The 22,085-nt window shown below is 27.4% G+C and carries 16 protein-coding genes; 15 read left to right on the forward strand and 1 reads right to left on the reverse strand.

Annotated features, from left to right (window positions below):
- The first annotated feature begins 196 nt into the window (after positions 1–196).
- From AYC61_RS03390 to AYC61_RS03460, 15 genes are all read left to right on the forward strand, one after another.
- Complete coding sequence (locus AYC61_RS03390; protein ID WP_066496915.1) at positions 197–3,433, forward strand: leucine-rich repeat domain-containing protein; 3,237 nt, start codon at positions 197–199, stop codon at positions 3,431–3,433.
- A gap of 718 nt (positions 3,434–4,151) precedes the next feature.
- Entirely contained in the window at positions 4,152–4,604 is a 453-nt protein-coding gene (locus AYC61_RS03395) for a hypothetical protein (RefSeq protein ID WP_066496916.1), read from the forward strand.
- Positions 4,605–5,207: 603 nt separating this feature from the next.
- Positions 5,208–6,560, forward strand: coding sequence for an AAA family ATPase (locus tag AYC61_RS03400; protein ID WP_066496919.1), 1,353 nt, complete (start codon positions 5,208–5,210; stop codon positions 6,558–6,560).
- A 1-nt stretch (position 6,561) separates the two neighbouring features.
- Entirely contained in the window at positions 6,562–7,461 is a 900-nt protein-coding gene (locus tag AYC61_RS03405) for a DUF4435 domain-containing protein (protein ID WP_066496922.1), read from the forward strand.
- 211 nt (positions 7,462–7,672) lie between these two features.
- Positions 7,673–8,152, forward strand: a complete 480-nt coding sequence (locus AYC61_RS21650; RefSeq protein WP_202906792.1) for a hypothetical protein — start codon at positions 7,673–7,675, stop codon at positions 8,150–8,152.
- The gene (locus tag AYC61_RS21655) at positions 8,140–8,703 is read left to right on the forward strand and encodes a hypothetical protein (protein WP_202906793.1); all 564 of its coding nucleotides are present in this window, start codon (positions 8,140–8,142) and stop codon (positions 8,701–8,703) included. Before AYC61_RS21650 ends, AYC61_RS21655 begins: the two co-directional genes overlap by 13 nt.
- Positions 8,700–10,307, forward strand: a complete 1,608-nt coding sequence (locus AYC61_RS03415) for a coiled-coil domain-containing protein (RefSeq protein ID WP_066496923.1) — start codon at positions 8,700–8,702, stop codon at positions 10,305–10,307. The genes AYC61_RS21655 and AYC61_RS03415 overlap by 4 nt, the downstream gene beginning before the upstream one ends.
- Before the next feature lie 338 nt (positions 10,308–10,645).
- Positions 10,646–11,131, forward strand: coding sequence for an HIT family protein (locus AYC61_RS03420; RefSeq protein WP_066496925.1), 486 nt, complete (start codon positions 10,646–10,648; stop codon positions 11,129–11,131).
- Positions 11,132–11,516: 385 nt separating this feature from the next.
- Positions 11,517–14,003 (forward strand): AAA family ATPase, encoded by a 2,487-nt coding sequence (locus tag AYC61_RS03430; protein WP_066496929.1) that lies wholly within the window; start codon positions 11,517–11,519, stop codon positions 14,001–14,003.
- A complete protein-coding gene (locus AYC61_RS03435) occupies positions 14,000–15,376 on the forward strand; it encodes a hypothetical protein (protein WP_066496930.1) in 1,377 nt (458 codons plus the stop codon). The genes AYC61_RS03430 and AYC61_RS03435 overlap by 4 nt, the downstream gene beginning before the upstream one ends.
- 489 nt (positions 15,377–15,865) lie before the next feature.
- Complete coding sequence (locus AYC61_RS03440; RefSeq protein ID WP_066496931.1) at positions 15,866–16,705, forward strand: PHP domain-containing protein; 840 nt, start codon at positions 15,866–15,868, stop codon at positions 16,703–16,705.
- A gap of 12 nt (positions 16,706–16,717) precedes the next feature.
- Positions 16,718–17,131 carry a PadR family transcriptional regulator gene (locus AYC61_RS03445; RefSeq protein ID WP_066496933.1) on the forward strand — a complete coding sequence of 138 codons (414 nt, stop codon included), beginning with the start codon at positions 16,718–16,720 and terminating at the stop codon, positions 17,129–17,131.
- 40 nt (positions 17,132–17,171) lie between these two features.
- On the forward strand, positions 17,172–18,365 hold the full coding sequence (locus AYC61_RS03450; protein ID WP_066497050.1) for a pyridoxal phosphate-dependent aminotransferase: 1,194 nt from the start codon (positions 17,172–17,174) through the stop codon (positions 18,363–18,365).
- Between the two features lie 32 nt (positions 18,366–18,397).
- Positions 18,398–19,831, forward strand: a complete 1,434-nt coding sequence (gene purB, locus AYC61_RS03455; protein ID WP_082759761.1) for an adenylosuccinate lyase — start codon at positions 18,398–18,400, stop codon at positions 19,829–19,831.
- Positions 19,832–20,579: 748 nt separating this feature from the next.
- Complete coding sequence (locus AYC61_RS03460) at positions 20,580–20,984, forward strand: hypothetical protein (RefSeq protein ID WP_066496936.1); 405 nt, start codon at positions 20,580–20,582, stop codon at positions 20,982–20,984.
- A gap of 90 nt (positions 20,985–21,074) precedes the next feature.
- Here the strand turns inward: AYC61_RS03460 and uvsE are convergent, their stop codons facing one another.
- On the reverse strand, positions 21,075–22,037 hold the full coding sequence (uvsE, locus tag AYC61_RS03465) for a UV DNA damage repair endonuclease UvsE (protein WP_066496941.1): 963 nt from the start codon (positions 22,035–22,037) through the stop codon (positions 21,075–21,077).
- Between the last annotated feature and the right edge of the window lie 48 nt (positions 22,038–22,085).

Raw genomic sequence — 22,085 nt, forward strand, 5'->3', positions numbered from 1 at the left:
ACTTTGGAAGTATCATATCATTATTTAATAGCTGCTTTTACTATTTAAATAAGAATATTTTTAACTATAAGCAAGCATTAATATTTAAAATAAATTTTATATTATTATTTTATTACTTAAAAAAAGTAGAAAATAAAATCCTATAAATTTTTACAAACAAAATTAGTTATTACAAAATTATATAAGGGGGAGTTTTATGAAAAAAATATTAGTATATTTAATGATTTTATCTGTTGTATTTATAAACACAACTAATGATGTGTCTGCTAAAACTATTGATAGAAACATTTTATTTTCTGATGCTGATTTTAAGAATGCATTGATTTATTATGGTGTTGATACCAACCATAATGGAGAGATATCCATTAGTGAAGCCGAGGCTGTTACTTTATTATATTTAGAAGCAATAGGAATATCTAATATTAATGGAATAGAATATTTTACAAATTTGACTGAGTTATATCTACCTAATAATAATATAAACGACATTAGTAATTTAAGTAGTTTAGTAAATTTGACAAAATTAAATCTGGGTAATAATGAAATTACTGATATTAATAGTATAAGTAGTTTAACAAATTTAACTGTTTTAGGTCTATATGGTAATAAAATAAGTGACATCAGTAGTTTAAGTGGCTTAACAAATTTGAATGGTATAAGTTTATATAGTAATAATATAAGTGATATAAGTAGTTTAAATGGCTTAACAAACTTAACTATTTTATATTTGTCTAATAATAATATAAGTGATTTAAGTAGTATAAGTGGCTTAACAAATCTAACTGATTTAACTTTGAATAATAGTAATATAGATGATATCAGCATGATAAGCGGTTTAACAAAATTAATTTATTTAGGTTTGGACAATAATAATATAAGTGATATTAGTGAATTAAGTAATTTAACAAATTTAAATCATTTAGGTCTTGTTAATAATAATATAATCGATATAAGTAGTTTAAGTAACTTAACGAATTTAAATTTTTTAAGTTTATATAATAATAATATAAGTGAGATAAGTAGTATAAGTGCCTTAACAAATTTAACTGAATTATATCTAAATAAAAATAATATAAACGATATAAGCTGTATAAGAGGCTTAACAAATTTAACTAAATTAGGTCTAGATAATAATAATATAAGTAACATAAGTAGTATAAGTGGATTAACAAATTTAACCGATTTATACCTACATAATAATAATATAAGTGACATAAGTAGTTTAAATGGCTTAACAAACTTAACTATTTTATATTTGTCTAATAATAATATAAGCGATATTAGTAGTATAAGTGGTTTAATTAATTTAACTTATTTAAGTGTAAGTGATAATAATATAAGCGATATCAGTAGTATAAATGAATTAACAAATTTAACTACGTTAGATTTATCTAATAATAATATAAGTAATATAAGTGGATTGAAAGGATTGGAAAATTTAACTAGTTTTAGCCTGTCTTATAATATGATAAAGGATATCAGTAGTATAAGTGGATTAAAGAATTTAAATAGTTTATATCTTAGTTATAATAGTATAAGAGATATAAGTAGTATAAATTGTCTAACAAATTTAACTAATTTAAACCTATCTAATAATAATATAAGCGACATCAGCAGTATAAGTAGCTTAACAAACTTAAGGGAGTTAAATATTAGAGAGAATCCACTATATGATGAATTTACACGTGGGGCTAATCATAAAACAAATTTAGATTTTACAATCGGTAATGAAATTTATGAAGTATGGGTTATTCGTAGTGCTTATAATAATTATTTAAAAGATTTAAAACTATCCAATGGAACACTATCAAAAGTATTTAATACGACATTAACAAATTATACGGCAACAGTAGAGAATGATGCAACAGAAATAAGAGTAATACCAACAGTAGATAACAGGAAAGCTAGAGTAAAAGTTAATGGAAGAAGTGTAGTAAGTGGAAAGCAATCAAAAAAAATACCATTAAATGCAGGAGAAACTTTAATTAACATTGAAGTAAAAGCAAAGAATGGAGACATAAAAACATATACAGTAACTGTATATAAGGACTTTAACATTACGTTTTCTGATACGAATTTAAAACAAGCATTGATTAATGTAGGAGTTGATACTAACGATAATAAAGAGATATCTTTAGCTGAAGCTAAGGCACCGACTGAGTTAGATTTATCTTCAGCAGAAATAGTTGATATTGAGGGACTACAGTATTTTACGAATTTAACTAGGTTATCGCTAAATGATAATAAAATAAGTGATATAAGTAGTATAAGTGGATTGACGAATTTGACTGAATTATATTTGGGTGATAATAAAATAAGTGACATCAGCAGTATAAGTGGTCTAATAAATTTGATTAAGTTAAATCTGTGTGACAATAATATAAGTGACATAAGTAGTATAAGTAGTTTAACTAATTTGACTTCTTATTTAGGTTTGTCTAGTAACAATATAAGTGATATCAGTAGTATAAGAGGTCTAACAAACTTAAGAGTTTTATTACTGGCTGATAATGAAATAAGTAATATAAGTGGTATAAGTGAATTAACGAATTTGGATTATTTAAATTTGTCTAGTAATAAAATAGGCGATATTAGTAGTATAAATAGCTTAACGAATTTGACTTATTTAGAGCTGTCTAGTAATGAAATAAGCAATATAAGTAGTATAAGTGGTTTAACAAACTTGACTGATTTATGGCTAGCTGATAATAAAATAAGCGACATTAGTAGCTTAAGAGGCTTAACGAATTTGACTGAATTACGTTTAGGTAATAATAATATAAACGATATAAGTAGTTTAAGAGGCTTAACGAATTTGACTAAATTAGGTTTGGGTAATAATAATATAAACGATATAAGTAGTTTAAGAGGCTTAACGAATTTGGCTGAATTAGGTTTAGGTAATACTAATATAAACGATATAAGTAGTATAAGTGGCTTAACAAACTTGACTGATTTATGGCTAGCTGATAATAAAATAAGTGACATTAGTAGTATAAATGGATTAACGAATTTGACTGATTTAGTTTTGTCCAATAATAATATAAAGGATATAAGTAGTATAAGTGGATTAATAAATTTAACCGATTTATGTTTATCTGATAATGAAATAAGTAACATTAGTAGTATAAGTGGGTTAAAAAAATTAACTTATTTAGATTTATCTGATAATGTTATAACCGACATAAGTAGTATAAGTGGACTAATGAATTTGAGTAAATTAAAATTGTATTATAATAATATAAACGATATAAGTAGCATAAGTTGTTTAATAAATTTAACTTATTTAGGTTTATCTTTTAATAAAATAAGCGACATTAGTAGTATAAGTGGTTTAACGAATTTGACTGAATTATATCTAAATAATAATAATATAACCGACATAAGTACTTTGAAGAAATTAACCAATTTAAAGAGATATAGAATTAAATAAATAAGTAATGTAACAAGCTTGGGTATTATAGTTCCTATGTTTTGTTTTTTTATCCTATTCTAACTCATTAGACAAAGTGTAAAAATTGGAAGATGAGAATATGGATAAATATATAGAACCACTTTAAATTCATGCAGAACTGTTAGAACGTCTTAGAGAAAAAAAGCATAATTAAAAACTTAAAATGCAACTTTTAATAACAACAATGAAAAGAAATATTTGTAAGAGTAGCTTACTGGTATAGGCAAACATCTGATAATCTTTGCTGGTTCAGTAAAGAGGGAGTTAAAAAACATTAAATAAAAGTGTTGAGAAACCCCCCCTCTTAAATTCACCGACAAAGAAACATCAGATGCTTGCCTAGTTGCTTTATTGGTTTTAGTGTTTATTTTGGCGCAAAGCTTATTGAGTCTTTTTTTTTGCCTATTTTAAACAGTATTAGTGCGAAATCAACAAGGAATAAAAGGGTTTTTAAGATAAATGTAGAAATATTATATTTGAATTTGAGTCTATATAGTAGATAATAGTTGGCACATTAGCTCTTGTCAGGGCATGAGCACCTTCGTTCTAAGGTTGAGAAACGTCGGTAACACGAAACTTTATGTGACAGAATTATGCTAATTTTTGAAAGGAGATAAAGTTATATGGTAATTAGTAATGAATTAAAATAAATAATGTATCAACTATAGTACAGTATTACACTAATGGAGGTGATTTCATGGCAGGTTTTTACATTGTATTATTTATGATTGGAATGATTACTGTGGGCATTGGCATAGCAATCGTGCTTCCACTTATTGTTGGATTTATCATTATGCCAAAAGACTCCGAAAAACGACTTAAAAAGGCTTTTGTATATTGGGTTGGTATGTTAGGTGTCCAGATAGCAACCTTGTCTATAACGATAATTTTAGCAATACCCATAGGTTTAGTAATACCATTTGCAAATTGGACGACTGATGATATTGGACCTTTAGCATTTCTGCTTTCGATTGCGTTTAATGTAATTCCTATAATTCTACTAACTTTGTTATCAATATTTGTTTATAAACGAATCAGTAAAAGTAAAACGAAAAAACAAACTGTTATTGTTATAGCGATTCAATCTATTCTTATGTCTTTCGGAATTAAAATGGTCGGATTAGCGACAACAGCAACATGGATACTATAGTTCAGTATTAACATATATTACACCCAAAAGTACCTGTCCCCTATGGGTGTGGATGCTTGCCTAGTTATTTTATTGGTTGTAGTGTTTATTTTTAGTGAAGCTTTGCGAATCCTTTAATACCTTATATAAACAATATTAGTGCAAAATTAACAAGGAATAAAAGGGTTTGTAAGATAAATGTAGAAATATTATATGTGGATTTGAGTTTTATATAGTAGATAATGTCTAAAACTAAAATAGAAAGAAATAGTTAAATATTCAATAATTAGAAAAGTTATTGTATATATTTTGATACATTCGATTGTTACTCATCTATTAGAAGGAGAAGATTAACAGATTTGAGATATATACAAGAACTCTTAGGGCATAATAGTTCAAAAACAACTGAGATATATACACATGTAACGAATAAGAATTTAAGATATATTATGAGTCCATTAGATAATATATAAGAGGTATTTGCGAACTTTAGTTCGCAAATACCACCAGATTTGAGTAATAGTTAGAACTAACATACGGAGATTTAAAAGTTAGGCGAAAGAATTTACTAATGTACTGAGAAAAAAAGTATCAATAATGATAAAATGACTCAAGGAGGAATGTATGAAGATAATTAGTTTTGAAGGTAAGAATATTCATGGATTTATGAATGTTGAAATTAATTTTAATGAGGACTTATCGTTAATCATTGGCGGTAATGGGTCGGGGAAAACTACTGCGTTAAGACTGATACAGTCAATAATTACCCCATCATTTGAAGAATTAATGAAGACTAGGTTTGACTTCATTTGTTTAACAATTAGTCATCATAATAAGATGCACACTATTAAATGTAAAAAAGATAAGAAGGATTTAGTTTTAAGTGTGGACTCTATAACAGAAAGCCTTTGTGTAGATAATTTAGAATTTGACGAATTGGAATATATTTCAAATAATAGTGAAAGTAAATTTATTGAAAAAATAAAGGAGTATCCATTAGAATATCGGAAACACCCTGTAATTGAATTTATAGTAGATATACCTTCGCCTATTTTTTTGGGACTAGAAAGAAGATTTGAATTACGGGACTTTAATAATGAATATAGATATCAAAGGAATATAGTTTATTACAGAGATTCATTTTCAAAAAGTATGAAGAATAGACGTTTATATGAAGGAACACTAAATAGTGGACTAATAGATGCCCAATATCTAATACAAGAAACTTATAAAAAAGTAAAGAAAAATGATGAGTATAATTTATCCATGTTGCGAGAGAAGTTGTTACTCTCTTCATTTAAATTCAGAGAGTTTGATATTAATGAATTTACAAATAGTTTAAATAATTGGAAACAAAAAAAAGACTTGCTTGGTAAGAAAGAAGAAATTCTAGATAACATTAGAAAGATAGAAGGAAACAAAAAAACCTTGAGCAAAGAGCTAGAAATATTTTTTGAAAGATTAGAAACCCTTTTAGAACAAGATATTGACTCAAGAGATACAACAAATATTGATTTAGAACTCATAATTAACATGTCACAAATTGACAAGATTTTCGAATTAATAGAAATTGTTGATAACCACAAGAATAAAACAGATAAAATGTTTTCAAAGTTTACCACTTTTTTATCTATAATTAATGAATTCTATAAAGATTCTGATAAAAGGATTGAGTTAGATACGTTAGGACAATTGAAAGTTACTAGAGCAAATTGTAAGAGTTGCTCTGTTAATACGTTATCGTCAGGAGAACGACAGCTACTGGTTATATTTGCACATGCTTTATTCAATTTCTCTAGTAGGAATAAGGTATTTATTATTGATGAGCCAGAATTATCTTTACATATTAGATGGCAGCAGATATTTGTAAGATCAATAATGGATAATTGTCCGGAAACTCAATTTATTATGGCAACACATTCTCCAGATATAGTTGATGAGTATGATTTAAATATTATTAAGAATTGGAGGAAATAGTATGCAAAATGAAAGAACAACAGCTGCAAAATATTCTAAACATAATTTTCTAAGTAATGATAACGATTTGATTTTTTTTGTTGAAGATACAAATATTGCTTCGAGAAAACTATATTCAGAAATATTATCAACTGTATTTAGTGATATTTCAATGGACAATATATATCCATTAGGAAATAGAATTGAAGTAGTTAAGCAGTGTAAAAAAAAGCAAAATCTTGACGATACAAGAAGAGAAATCTATATTATTGATGGTGATTTATATTTACTTAGTGGTGAGGATAACACTATTTTTGCGGACATTGAAGAATTGGACAAGCTATTTACCTTGCCTAGATACTGTATTGAAAATTTTTTGATAAGTGAAAACTCATTAATTGATATTTTAGATGAAGAGGATACTGTAAAACATCGTGATGATATTATGAGTAAGTTAAACTACTCAGAGTGGAAAATTAAGAATAATGAACTTTTTAAGAAATTATATATAGAATATGCAATATGCAAGAAAGAGATAAAATACATACCTACTATTGGTTACGGTATCAATAAATTGGTATCATGTGGTGAAGGCGAATTAGATCCAAAAAAAGTAGATGATAGAATTAGAGATTTACAAAAACAAATTATTAGTAAAATTGGTAATGATCGTTATAAAAATGCTAGAAAATTTGTTGAAGAGAGTATTAGATATGAAGATGAGTTTATGCTATATTATGTATCAGCTAAAGACCATTTATTACCCTTGTTGTATCCTAGACTAAATGGTATTACAAAACTTAATTGTCCTAAGGATACATATCTTATAAAATTCGCAAAACGACTCGATAAAGAGAAATTAAATGATTTATTAGAATTTGTAAGCAAATTATACCCTGAAACCGTAAATTCCATCGCCTAACAATATACTCCCATTCGCTTTGCACATTTTTTCACCGGGTGTAAACACCATTATGGAAGAGATTCTATGTAAGCCGGTTCAAAAACGTTGGGAGTACCTGAACGTTAGGCGACAGAATCAATTAGGTTTTTATACAAAGAAAAGTATTATGTTAATAAAAGTTGCTAGTTATTTCGCTATAGATTTCAATTCATAATAGGAGGAGTTAATTATGGCATATGTAGTTAAGTCAACTGAACGTTTAAGACCTTCAGCAGCAGATACAGAAACAAAAGCATTATTGTACTTAATGAATTTTAGAAGTGATAGTGACCAAATTCATTATTTTGTAGTAGACTTTTTAAATGATTTAACTGGAATGACTAAAATGTCAGATAAACTATGGGATTTGCAGTCAAAGGGAGATAAGAAGCCATCTCCCAATGCTATTGGTAGAGAATTAGTTACTTTGTATAAGAATTATGTAAGCGAATTTGAATTTAGTAACTATATACTCTTTTTAGGAGGTATATCCAATACAGTAAGAATTGACGAAAAACAAACACAATTTAATATATCTAATATAAAAGATACTGCTTTAGCAAATATTAAAAAAGGTTTATTAGATGAATGCAAAAAGAAAACATATATCGCTGAAGAAGATATAAGTGAAGAAAAAATAGATAAATTTTTAAGACAGTGTTTTTTGTAATAGACAATCAAAGTAAGAAAGATTACGTTAAAAAGATAATTAAGTTAAACCCAGCAATTATCCCTAAGGAAGAGACTCTTATTGCTATTTTTAATGAAATAAGAAATACACAAGCAGGAAAAAAGAACACTAGTGTAGTTGAGGGTGTTACACTAGAAGCTCCTGATGAAGTTCTTAATTATGGGAGACATTTAACTACCACGGAGATTCGCCTTTTGGTACTCAATAGAATACTGAATCAAAAGGTAATAGGATCAAATGTTCCACGCTCTTTTATTTATACATATAGCCGATTTCCGGAAGAAAATAGAAATAATTTGTTAGAAGATTGTCAGCTAGACTTATCTAGGGCTTTATTTAATAGTAATTGCAAAGAAGATTTTTGGAAGCTTTTTGAGAATATATATAACATTATTACTAACAATCCGTTAGACAATATAAATGAGTTATATAGAAAATTAGATAAAAACATTATAAATAGAAGTATGGATTTTACGACTCTTTCATTAAAATATTTTATATCTGTAATTAAGGATGGGATCGAATTATGATGATTAAGGCAATATTTATAGGTAATAAAGATGAAGCGTATGTTTTTGAAGATTTTAAGAATGGTCTAAATATAATTTTTAGTGATGATAATAATAAAGGTAAGACGATAGCAATTCAATCGATTATGTATTGTTTGGGTAATAAACCAGCTTTTCCAACTTCGTTTAAGTACGAAGACTATTTCCACATTGTATATTTTGAACATAATGAAAAGTTGATTAAAATATGTAGGAAATCTAAAAATTTCGTGATAAAAAAGGGGGAAGAATACGCTGTCTTTGATAATACGGCTGAGTTCAAACGTTATTGGAATAAGAATATTCAGGAGTTACCTGTAATAAAAAAAGACAACGTGGTAAGAATTGTTGATCCAGAACTATTAGTCCAATTATTTTTTGTTGGTCAAGATAAGAAAACAACTTGGGATATTATTAATAAGGGTTGGTACAAAAAAGATGATTTTTATTCACTATTATATGCAATGGCGGGAGTAAACAATTATAGTGATACAATAGAGGATACTGAGATTATTAAAAAGAAAATTTTTGATTTAAAGGCAGAAAAGAAGATTTTATTAAAGGAAAATAAGATTCTTAAAGAGAATAATGTTGCTTACGAATATTTGAGTGCTACTAACGATAAAAAAGCACTAGAAGATATGCTTAAAGAAGTAGAGAGAATAAAAGATAAGCTTCTATCCTTTAAGAAGGAAAGAGCTAATGCTATTTCAAGGCGAACCAAAAATGAACTAGCTCTTAAGGAATTACGATCATTGAATAGAACAATGAAAACAGGTCAGATTGCTTGTTTAGATTGTGGTTCAAAACATATTGCATATGAGAGCGCTGACAAAGAATTTTCATTTGATATCTCCACATCTGCAATGAGAAAACAAATATTAGATGCAGTGAAGGATAAGATTGATATATATAATGAAGAGATTGATAGGCTGACAAAGGAAATAGTCATCTGCCAAAGTGAACTAGATTTATCTATGCAAGCAGACGACATTCCTTTAGAGGCATTATTAGTAGTACGCAAAGAAATGGAAGGAGTGAAGGACGCAGACGTAAGAATATGTGAGATAGATTCTGAATTACATAAATTAGTAGATCAGTTGACAAAGAAAGAAACCGTGTCTGATGAATCAGTTAAAAAATGTGAAAAACTATTGGGTGATATTGTTGATTCAATGAATGAGTTTTATAAAGTAGTAGATTCGGCCAATGAAACCGCATATGATAATATTTTTACTGCAAGGGATAAGATTTTATCAGGCAGTGAAGCTACAGAATTTCATTTAGCTCGCATGTTTGCCTTTGAAAAAGTCCTTCAGCATGAATTTCCTATTATTGTAGATTCTTTTAGAGCAGAGGATTTGTCTTCGGAACGAGAAAAGAGAGCCCTAGAAATGTTTGTTGGATTATCTAATCAAATTATATTTACAACCACATTAAAAAAAGAAGAAGAGAATAAATATTTAGATAATGAATATGTATACCCTATTGATTTTAGCAAACATGTTACAAACAAAATGCTTTCTAAGGAATATGTTAATAGATTTTTAAATGTGGCGAATGAGATGTTAGTTAATGTAAAGTAAATCAGAATTTAGGCAACACTCATATAATTAGATGGTAATAGTAAAGAAATTAAGTGGTTTATACAAATTAATATTGACTTATGGCTTATAGTGGTTTCCATTGATTCCGTCGCCTAACAGACAGTTTGCAACATCTTCTCTAGCCAAGAAGAAAAAAGAATTTTGGGTCAGAGCAGACGTCGCAAACTGCCGAAATGTTATGTGACATTTCTGTAACTAAGTCAGAAGTGAATTGGGTATAAAAGAATTATGTGTTTATAATAATCTAAATGGAACGGATACTAATTAATAGAGAATTTTATAGCAAAAAATAAATTATAGTATTGGTGGTTGAATAAATGTATAATCATGAACCAGAGAATTATAACTGTCCATTTTGTTTGTTGGTTAAAGGGATAGAAAACGAGAATGTATTAACTAAACAAGGAGATATTATTTATTCTGATGAGTTCATTACAGCATTTATTAGTGCTGGATGGTGGCCGAATAATAAAGCTCATGTACTTATTATTCCTAATAAACATTATGAGAATATTTATGATCTACCAAATCATCTTTCCTCAAGGATACATGAATTAGAAAGAATAATTGCAATAGCATTGAAGGAAGTGTATAAGTGCGATGGGGTTTCTTCAAGACAACATAATGAACCAGAAGGGAACCAAGATGTATGGCATTATCACTTACATGTATTTCCTCGATACAGAGACGATAATCTATACTTGACAAGTAGACAATTATCAAAACCAGAAGATAGAATTGGCTATGCAAGACATTTGAGAGAATTTCTAGACAATAATATAGAAAGATTACATAGAGAATAGTATTAATAGTCTAGGTATTATTTTAGTAGATAATTAATTTATATTTTAACTTTAGTGGCAATATGTCAACGTCACATAACAATATATTTCCGTTCGCTACGCACATCTCTTCACTGGGTGCGAGCACCGCCAGGAAGAAAGGAGCACGGCCTTTAATAACAACAAGGTAACTTAGATATTGTTCAACTAATGGACAAGTTGTGTTAGATTGCATATAATCACCTCTTGTTTGTATTATTTACAGATTTAAGCAATAATAAACAAATGTCTATAATGGGAAGGTGAACTAAGGCATTATAAAATGTTAATAAACTGAAGAATATTCAATATCTTGAACAATAAATTTCGATATAGTCAAGCAATAAACAATTATGGAGGATTAATAATGGAACTTATCTACATGTACATTAAAAACTTTGGACATAAAGTTGATGGTTGTAATGATAATAATGATCAATTTATTATGAATAAAGAATTTAACTTTAGCGATAGATTTAATGTTCAATACAACTTAGAAAAGGGAGAACTTCACATAGAAAAGAGAGAAGAAATATATCCTAATATTTATGGAAAATCTATAAAAAACATTAAAATGATAGTTGGCCAAAATGGGGCAGGAAAAACTACAATACTCGATATTTTAGGAATGAATAGAAACGATAGAATAAAAGAATCTTTTGTTAGAAAGTATAAATCGTCAAGCCAGATGGGAAAATTTAAAATTCATCGTTCTGAAGATGATATAAGTTATTTTAAAGATGAATATATTATTGTGTATCTTCTTAAAGAGGATTCTAATTTAAATGAATGTATATTTGGTATGGAAGTAATAGGAAATTTCCACAAAGGTGGATTTATCAAAAACCTTGTTGTTAATAAGGATACATTTTATAAATTACCCATTGGTTTTGCTTTTAAATATAAAGAAGATAAAAAAATATATGCAATCGGATATCATTTTTTTAATTGTATAGATCCAAAAACTCATAGTTTAACTCATCATTCTATTTTAGGGCATAAACATCTGAACAAAATTTGTGAAGATTGTAATTTTTTTTATTTAGCGCATTCTTATAGTCACAGAATTACGTATAACAAACCAAGAATTTTTAAACAGAAAGAAGATGAGGATGACGAATATTTGATGAAACGTTTTTATCGAGAGTTAAATATGGAACGTTTTGCAGATTATAAATCTGGCTATATGCTACTATATGATAAAAAATATGATAAATTTAGAGAAATAATATTTGAATTTCTTCCTGAAATCAACTTATTACATAAATTTAGTGAAAGGGAAGTACTACCAACACTTACAGTTGAAGAGAAAAGAATAGATAATAATTATAAAATGTTAAGGAAATATTTAGTAAACCAACTGCATAGTGAAAAACAAGAGAATAAAAAAGAAGATGTAATATTAGGTTGGATTGATGATTATATTATCGATGGTTTTACCCATTTATTGAAAGAATGTTTTGAAAAAGAGGACATTAAAACTAGATTAGATACAAATATAAATGTATCAGAATTAGAAAAACATGTGGAATCTTTTGATTTTGATATGACAATATTTGAGAATGCAAATCAAAAGTTATTAGTAGATATGTCTTCTTTTAATGAAATAACAGAATCAGATATTTATAGTGAATTTGTTTATATTATTTCAGTTGTAAAAAAAATAAATGAGTGTAGTTCAGAAATTAATATAAGAGATGATATGTTGAGAACTTTTTTTGATGAACATTCAGATTCAGGTAAAATAAAAAATCATTTTCAACGCAAAGTTTATTTAAAGTTACTCATAAGTCGTTATGTTTTTTCACGATTAAGCTTAAAATTTGAGGTGATTAAAGAGGGTGAATATCAATCTTCATTTGAAGAAATTATAAAAAAGATAATAAAATTAGATATAGGGTGTTTTAGAAAAGATAAAACAATTTGTTTGACATACAAGGGAACAACTGAAAAAAATGTAAAAAAACTTTTAGATGTATTAGAAAGCTACTCAAATATAGAATACTGTGATGTAGAGCGTCAATTTACACTTGAGGTAGAACACTTATCAGAGGGAGAGAGAGCAGTATTTATTTTTTTTGCAAAAGTAATTACTTCTTTAAGAGATAGTAAACAAAATAGGTTAAGTATTTTTTTATTAGATGAACCAGATGCTTTTTTACATCCACAATGGGCAAAAGAATTTATGAATCAGTTACTTACAGCTATTGATATATTCAATAAAGAAGTGAATCAATTAAATGTACAGTTTATCATTTCTACACATTCACCATTTTTATTATCAGATGTAAAAAAGAAAGATACTATTTTATTAGAATATGACGATACCATTAAGTGGAATAATCGTTTTTTACAACCTCACGTTCAGAGTTTTGAAACTTTTGCAGCTAATATACATAATATGTTAAAGAAGTCCTTTTTCATGGAAAATACAATTGGGGACTTTGCAAATCAAAAAATCAAAGATTCTTTAAAAATTATGGATAAATACAAACAATTTATAAATAAAAATATCAGTATAGAAGAATTTAAAATAATATATATAAAATATATGGATTATGAAGAAAATGGTCAAAACCAAGCAATCGATATAAATGCAATGAAAAAAAAGATAAAATTTATTATTGAGTTTATAGGTGAACCTTTAATTAAAAGAAAATTAGAAGGTATATATAGGACAACCTTTCCAGAAAATAGAAAAGATTATGAACTACAAATTTTAAAATTACAGGAAGAAAAAGCTAAATTGGAAGGTTTTCTAAAGGATAAAGGGCTTGATAAAATTGAAAAAGTAATGGAATTATTAGATATGAAGATAAAAGAATTAAAAGAGAAGTCTGGGGATAGGATATGATAAGGATACAAGTTAATAAAAATAAGATGAAAGAAATAGAAAAAAAACATTGGGAATGGTTTAAGAAAACAGGCAAACAAAATTTAGAAAATTATTTATACAAAAAAATATATAAAGATAAGGAAGAAGAAAAGGAGATTCCTCAAGATATTTATAATTTATTAAAATTTTTAAATGAACAGAATAGGATAGAATCTATAGTAAAAGGAAATTTAATTGTAAAAACAGATAAATATAATTCAATAGATAACATAATAGAAGAAATTAAATACGAATTTCCTTTTTTATTTGAAAGTTTAACAAAAAGTTCAATTAGTGATTTTCTAAACCAAATTAGATTACAGCTAGAAAAGGTGAGAAATGCAGATAATATAAAAGATAAAACAAATATTTCTTTCATAAAAAATTCAATAAAAAAATTTTTTGAAGCTGAAAAAGAAGCGATTAAGACAGATTATAATGAAATACTAAATATAATAGATTCTATAAAAATTACAGGAAGGGGAATTGAAAATCTATCTAAAATAGAAAACAAATTTAAAGTTGAAATAAATGAAGAATTAAAATTAATACTAAATAATATCTTCGATTATAACAGCTTCGTAAGAGGTGATAAAATAAATTTTGAAAATAAATTAATCAGATGGGGTGCTTATGAACTGTTAAATGAATTAAAAATAACAACATGCCCTTATTGTAATAGACAATATATTCATACATATATAAGTGAACATGGAAAAACGAGAGCAGATATAGATCATTTTTATCCAAAATCAAAATATCCTTTTCTGGCAGTTTCTTTATATAATTTCATTCCTAGTTGTCATGTTTGTAATTCTAGTTTTAAAGGAAGTATAGATTTTTATAAAAATAAATGTATTTATCCTTATGAAGAAGAATTTGGACAATATGCTAAATTCGAAACCAATTTTTATACAGACAAAACTAAGGAAACATATGATATCAACTATTTGTTAGGCAATTCAAATAATTTTGAAATCAAATTATCAATTGACGAAGATAAAATAAAAGATAACTTAATTGAAAAAAGTAAAAAACAAAATAAAAAAATAGATTTAGAAAAAGAATGTAATGATTATATACAAAAAATAAATAATTCTAAAGAAACTTTTAATCTTAAGGCTTTATATAATTTTCATAAGGATTATGTTAGAGAAATTATTAAGAAAGCAATTATTTATAATGATAGCAGAATAGACGAGCTATATAATCAATATCCTGAACTTTTTAGTAATAGAGAGGAAGTGCTTCAAATGGTAGTTTCAAATTACACATGTGATGAAGATTTAGGGAAAAGACCATTAGCAAAATTAACAAAAGATATTTGTGAAGAATTAGGATTAAAATATTAAAATGGTTAACTTCCCATTATCCATATTTATATAAAGTTGAAAGATAACAATAAGTAAAATTTTAAAGAAAAGAATTAATTATAAATAACACATAGTAAAGTCTAAAATATTTAAGGTAGATTGATTAAATGAGTTTTTGCTTATTTTATGAAAAGGTGTATAGTACAAGAAAAAGTACTTATTTTATTCTATTTAGCATGATTGTGATGGGTTTAGAAAACAATCTGTATTTTATAAGAAAGAACTAAATAAAAAATTAAACAACAATATCCTTAATCAGCCCAACACCCCATCAAAGCCTAATTAAATTAAATAAAACTTAGTATTAAAATAATTAAGTTTATAAAATTAAGAACTTTTAAGTAAAACGTTTTTTTATATTTTTTTAGGTTATAATGCTATTTTTTATGCAAAAATACTGTTAAAGTTGCTATTTTTATTATAAAATAAGTATAGCTTAATTGTTTATATATTAAAGTAGGTGATAGTTTGGTTAAAGCAGATATGCATATACATAGTACTTCTTCTGATGGGATTTTTTCGCCTCAGGAGATTATAGCTTGGGCTTTACGAAAAAACTTAGGAGCAATATCAATAACTGATCATGATACTATAAACGGGTTTTTTAAAGCTTTAAAGTACATAACAGAAAATGATGTAAATATAGTGCTTGTACCAGGTGTAGAATTAAGCTGTATGTATAGTGATTATGAGGTTCATTTGTTAGGTTATTGTTTTGATTATAAATCTAGTTATTTAAAAAATGTATTAGATGATATTAGATTTAAAAGAATAAATAGAGCTAAGGAAATGATTGATAAATTGAATGATTTAGATATAGATATTAGTTTAGATGATATCAAAAAGAAATGTAACGAGGATACTTCTATTGGAAGACCTCATATAGCAAGAGAACTTAGGGATAAAGGTTATGTGAAGGATACTGATGAGGCTTTTAATAAATATCTAAATGAAGGTGGATGTGCTTTTGTTCCTAGATACAAGCTATCTCTTAAGGATGGCATAGATTTAATACATAATGATGGCGGTGTGGCAGTACTAGCTCACCCAGGTTTACTGAAAATTAATTATGTAAACTTAATTGATAAATTTGATTTTGATGGTATTGAAATATATCATCCAAAGAATGATAAATATACTAGAAATGAATTGTTACATATTACAAAGCGAAAAAAAATGCTGATAACTGGTGGATCTGATTTTCATGATATGTATGTAAATGACATACCTATGATTGGTGACTATAATGTAGATATTGAGAGTAAATGCAGGATTGAGAATAATGTGTGTGTAGCAATAAAAAAGTAATGGGGGAGATATATGAATAACAAGAGAAACAGACAATTTCCATCTAAGATTAGTACAACTGCTTTTGTTAAGCTTTATATATTACATTTGTTATCTGAGAAGAGTTTCTATGGTAATGAATTGATAGAATCAATAAAAAATAGATTGAATTATAAATGGGAGCCAAGCCCTGGTATGGTGTATCCTTTGTTAAGAGAGTTAGAAAAGGAAGAGTACATATTAGGATGGTGGGAAGAACCTGAGAGGAGAACCATTAGACATTATAAGATAACTAATAAAGGTCATAAGCAATATGAACATCTAAAGCTTTATTATGAAAAGAGTTTTTATGATTCTCTAGCTATACTTAATACAATTATGAAAGATATTTATAAATTAAAAGATATTTATAAATTAAAAGATATTTATAAATTAAAAGATATTTAATAAATTAAAATACATATAATGGAGGTGTCATTTAATGAAAATTAAATTATCTGAAAGGTTAAGTAGTATTAATCCATCTTTAACATTAGCAATTAGTGCAAAGGCAAAAGAATTAAAAGCCAGTGGTGTTGATGTAATAAGTTTTGGTGCTGGAGAACCTGATTTTAACGCACCTGAAAACATTCAAGATGAGGCTATATCATCAATTAGAGAGGGTAAAATAAAATACACAGCTGCTTCAGGTTTAGTGGAATTAAAGAAAGCTATTTGTAATAAGCTCTTAAGAGACAATAATATTAGTTATGAACCTAAAAATATAATTATATCAAATGGAGCTAAACAATGTTTATACAATTCATTATGTGCTATATTGAATGATGGGGATGAAGTAATTATTGCCGCACCTTATTGGGTTAGTTATTATGAATTAATAATGCTTGCTGGTGGTAAACCTGTAGTAATCGAAACAAAAGAAGAAAATGATTTTAAATATACTATGCAAGGACTTAGAGATGCTTTAACAAATAAGACAAAGGCAATTATTATTAATACACCAAACAATCCTACTGGAACAGTATATAATAAAGAGGAACTAGAAAGCATTGGAAACTGGGCTGTTGATAATGATTTATTTATCATATCAGATGAAATATATGAAAAATTAATATATGATGGAAATGAACATTATAGTATAGCAGGCTTGAATGATAAGTTCAAAGATAATACAATAGTTATAAATGGTATGTCAAAAGCTTATGCTATGACTGGTTGGAGAGTAGGATATGCTGCAGCACATGAAGATATAATAAAACTTATGAATAATTTCCAAAGTCATGCTACATCAAATGCATGTACTATATCCCAATATGCAAGCATTGAAGGCTTAAATGGAGATCAAAGTAAAATAGAAGTTATGAGAAAGGCTTTTGATGAGAGAAGAAAATACATGGTTAGTGCAATAAATGATGTTAAAAGTTTATCATGCAGAAAACCACTTGGTGCATTTTATGTAATGGTAAATATATCACAGTTAAAAGGTAAAACTATAAATGGAAAGAAAATAGAAACATCTTTAGATTTTTGTAATGTATTGTTAGATGAAGCAAAGGTAGCAGTTATTCCAGGAAGTGCTTTTGGTACTGATGACTATATAAGACTATCTTATGCAACATCTTTAGATAATATTAAAAATGGAATACAAAGAATTAAAGAATTAGTTGAAGCAAATATTTAATCAAAATCATGGTTTAAGGAAGGAGCAATTTAGTGAAAAAAGAAACATATGAAAATCCATTAATTACACGTTATGCAAGCAAAGAAATGTCTTATGTATTTTCTCCAGATAACAAATTTAGAACATGGAGAAAGCTTTGGGTTGCATTAGCAGAATCACAAAAAGAGTTAGGATTAAGCATTGAACAAGAGCAATTAGATGAATTAAAAAACAATATTGATGATATTGACTATGTTTTAGCAGCTCAAAAAGAAAAAGAATTCAGACATGATGTTATGGCGCACGTCCATACATATGGTGAAAAGTGTCCAAAAGCTAGAGGCATTATACACCTAGGTGCAACGAGTGCTTTTGTAGGAGATAATACAGACATTATCCAAATGAAACAAGGACTAGAAGTTGTAAGAAAGAAACTTGTAAATCTTATGAGTAAGATGGCAGACTTTGCTATGAAATATAGAGCTTTGCCTACATTAGGATTTACTCATTTTCAACCTGCTCAATTAACAACAGTTGGTAAGAGAGCTAGTCTGTGGTTACAAGACATATACTTAGACTATGAAAAGCTTGAATTTGTTATAGATAGCTTAAAGCTTAGAGGTGCTAAGGGTACTACAGGAACACAAGCAAGTTATTTAAAGCTTTTTGAAAATGACCATGAGAAGGTTAAAAAATTAGATAAATTAGTTTCTCAAAAATTAGGATTTGAAAGCTCATATGCTGTTACAGGACAAACTTATCCAAGAAAGGTAGATTTTGAGGTTTTATCGGTACTAGCATCTATAGGACAGTCAATGCATAAAATCACAAATGATATCAGATTGCTACAAAATCTAAAAGAGATAGAAGAGCCATTTGGTAAACACCAAATAGGATCTTCAGCAATGGCATACAAAAGAAATCCTATGAGAAGTGAACGTATAGCTGCGTTATCAAGATTTTTAATTTCAAATGTAATGAATCCAGCTATGACAGCTTCTGCACAATGGTTAGAAAGAACACTAGATGATTCTGCTAATAGAAGATTGTCTATTGGCCAAGGTTTCTTGGCATGTGATTCTGTATTGGAAATTAGCATAAATGTGTTTGATGGAATGGTTGTATATGAAAATATGATTAATAAACACATAGCTGCTGAACTACCTTTTATGGCTACTGAAAATATATTGATGCAGGCTGTTAAAAAAGGTGGAGATAGACAAGAGTTACATGAGATTATAAGAACTCTTTCTATGGAAGTTAGCAAGAGGGTAAAAGAAGAAGGAAAGGATAATAATCTAATAGAAAGATTAGCAGAGGATCCTAACTTTGGATTGAACCAAGAAGAGTTAGCTGATATTATGGATTATACTAAATATACAGGTAGATCAGCTCTACAGGTTGAAGAATTTGTAGGTGAATGTATAACACCAATATTGAACAAATATAAAAATGAACTAGGGTACAGTGCTGAATTAAATGTATAAGGGAGGTTGTGTTCAAAATGGTAAATTTCTGCGTTATTGAATATTTCACGACTAATCATGAGTAGAGAACAGAAATCTACGATTTCTTGTGAATCACTTATTCCTAGGAACGAAGTGAGTAGTGAGCTACATCATAGTACGCACATATCTGTAAGCAGAGAACCCAAATCTATGATTTGTTGTGAATCGCTTACTCCTAGGAACAAAGTGAGTAGGAGTTTCAATATAAAATAGATAGCCTTGAACTTTACTCATTTTGAAACAACCTATTGGACAATCGAAAATTTCTGCGATGAGTAGGGAACAGAAATTTATGATTTCTTGTGAATCACTTACTCATATGAATGAAATGAATAGGAGTTTCCTAAGCTTATATACGACTATTCATGAGTAGAGAACGGAAATCTACGATTTCTTGTGAATCACTTATTCCTAGGAACGAAGTGAGTAGTGAGCTACATCATAGTACGCTCATATCCGCGAAAATTTCAATGCCTTGAACTTTACTCATTTTGAAACAACCTAGGAAAAATCAATATCTAAGATTTTAATTAGGTAGAATTCCTAAAGGAGTGAGCAGTCTCTAAATCTGAGACTGCTCATTTTAAATACTTGTACTAATTGGACTAATTTTTAAATATAATATTATTGAAATACAAATTCATAAATGATATGATTATACTGTCATAATATAATTTATCAGACTTAGGTTAGATGCAAAAAAATAATCAGAGTTAGGAGTATTTTAATGGAAAAGAAAATTTTGGAGCTTCTTACTAGTTTTCAGTCTGAATTTAGACAAGAAGTAAAAGGTATAAGAAGTGAATTAATAGACTTTAAGAAAGAAGTAAATGATGAGTTTAAAAGTTTTAGAACAGAATTAACAGACTTCAAACAAGATGTAAATAATGAATTTAAATCTATAAGACATGAAATTAAAGACGTTAAAAATGACTTAAAGAGAATTGACATAAAAATAGAAAATGATATTTGTCCTAAAATAGATAGCTTATTTGATGGTTATAAACAAAATACGGAGACTTTAGACAGGCTTGAAAATAAAGTGGACAATTTATCAGAGAAAGTTGAAAAACATGAGGTTGAAATTCGAGTTATAAAAAATAATAATATTAAAGCAATAAAAAGCATCTGATTTAGGTGCTTTTACTGTTTTGTCTCCAAAGTTAAAAATATATTTTAATAGTAGATGTTTAAATAAATATTCAGTTCTCATTTATGTTTCCTATACAATAAACGATGCATCATCAATTATTTTATAAGAAGTATTATTCTTTATATCTGACATAAGCTTGTAAAGAGCAAGGTTTTTCTTTTTTGCTTCTATCATAACATCAAAGTCTATGTTCATTTTTTTTGCCAGTTTAAGAAAATTATTAAAATCATCGAAGTTTATATAATCAGAATGAGATCTATAATCTTTAGTTGATTTAGGACTGGATAGATGAATTTTAGGAGTTAATGGCTGATTATCCCAAGTGCTGAATATATCATATAAATAATCTTCTAAAGCTAAACCATCATTGTTACACCAATGATGATGAACGTCCAAAACCATAGGAATGTTTAGCTTTTTTGATAATGTAAGAGTGTCTTTTATATTATATATCTTATCATCATTTTCTAGTACTATTCTATTTTTTATTCTGCTAGGTAACCTGTCAAAGTTAGTTATAAATCTATTCATTGAGGTTTCTTTCTTATCGTATTTACCTCCAACATGCATAATTAGTTTTCCATAGCTTGGCTCTAAATCAAAAGCACTTAAAATAATATCTTGGTATATGAGAGTGTCTATAGTTGAATAAATTACATTTTCTTTTGGAGAATTGAGCACATTAAAAATATCCGGATGAGAACTAACTCTCATATTGTTAGTCTTTATTATATCGGATATCTTTTTATAATACATCTTTAATTTACCTACATAGTTCCATTTGATAGCATTAGGATGAGTAGATAGGGGAACTAGCTTTGAAGTGATTCTATATATTCTAATATCTTTTGATAGATTATGCTTTAATATTCTAGCTGTGTTTTCTAAATTAATTTTGGTTAAATCAATAACCTTATCTAATTTTAACTTATAATCAGTTATTTTACTATAATTCTTATATGTAATAGTTTTTGATGGGGAACAGTCTTCTAAATCTAAGGGCAAAGCTACATAACCTAATCTAACAATCATCAAATCACCTCTTAGTATTAGAATGTATAAAAAAGAGTAAAATTATCA

Origin of the sequence: Abyssisolibacter fermentans (assembly GCF_001559865.1) — a bacterium.
Classification (GTDB): Bacteria; Bacillota; Clostridia; order Tissierellales; family MCWD3; genus Abyssisolibacter; species Abyssisolibacter fermentans.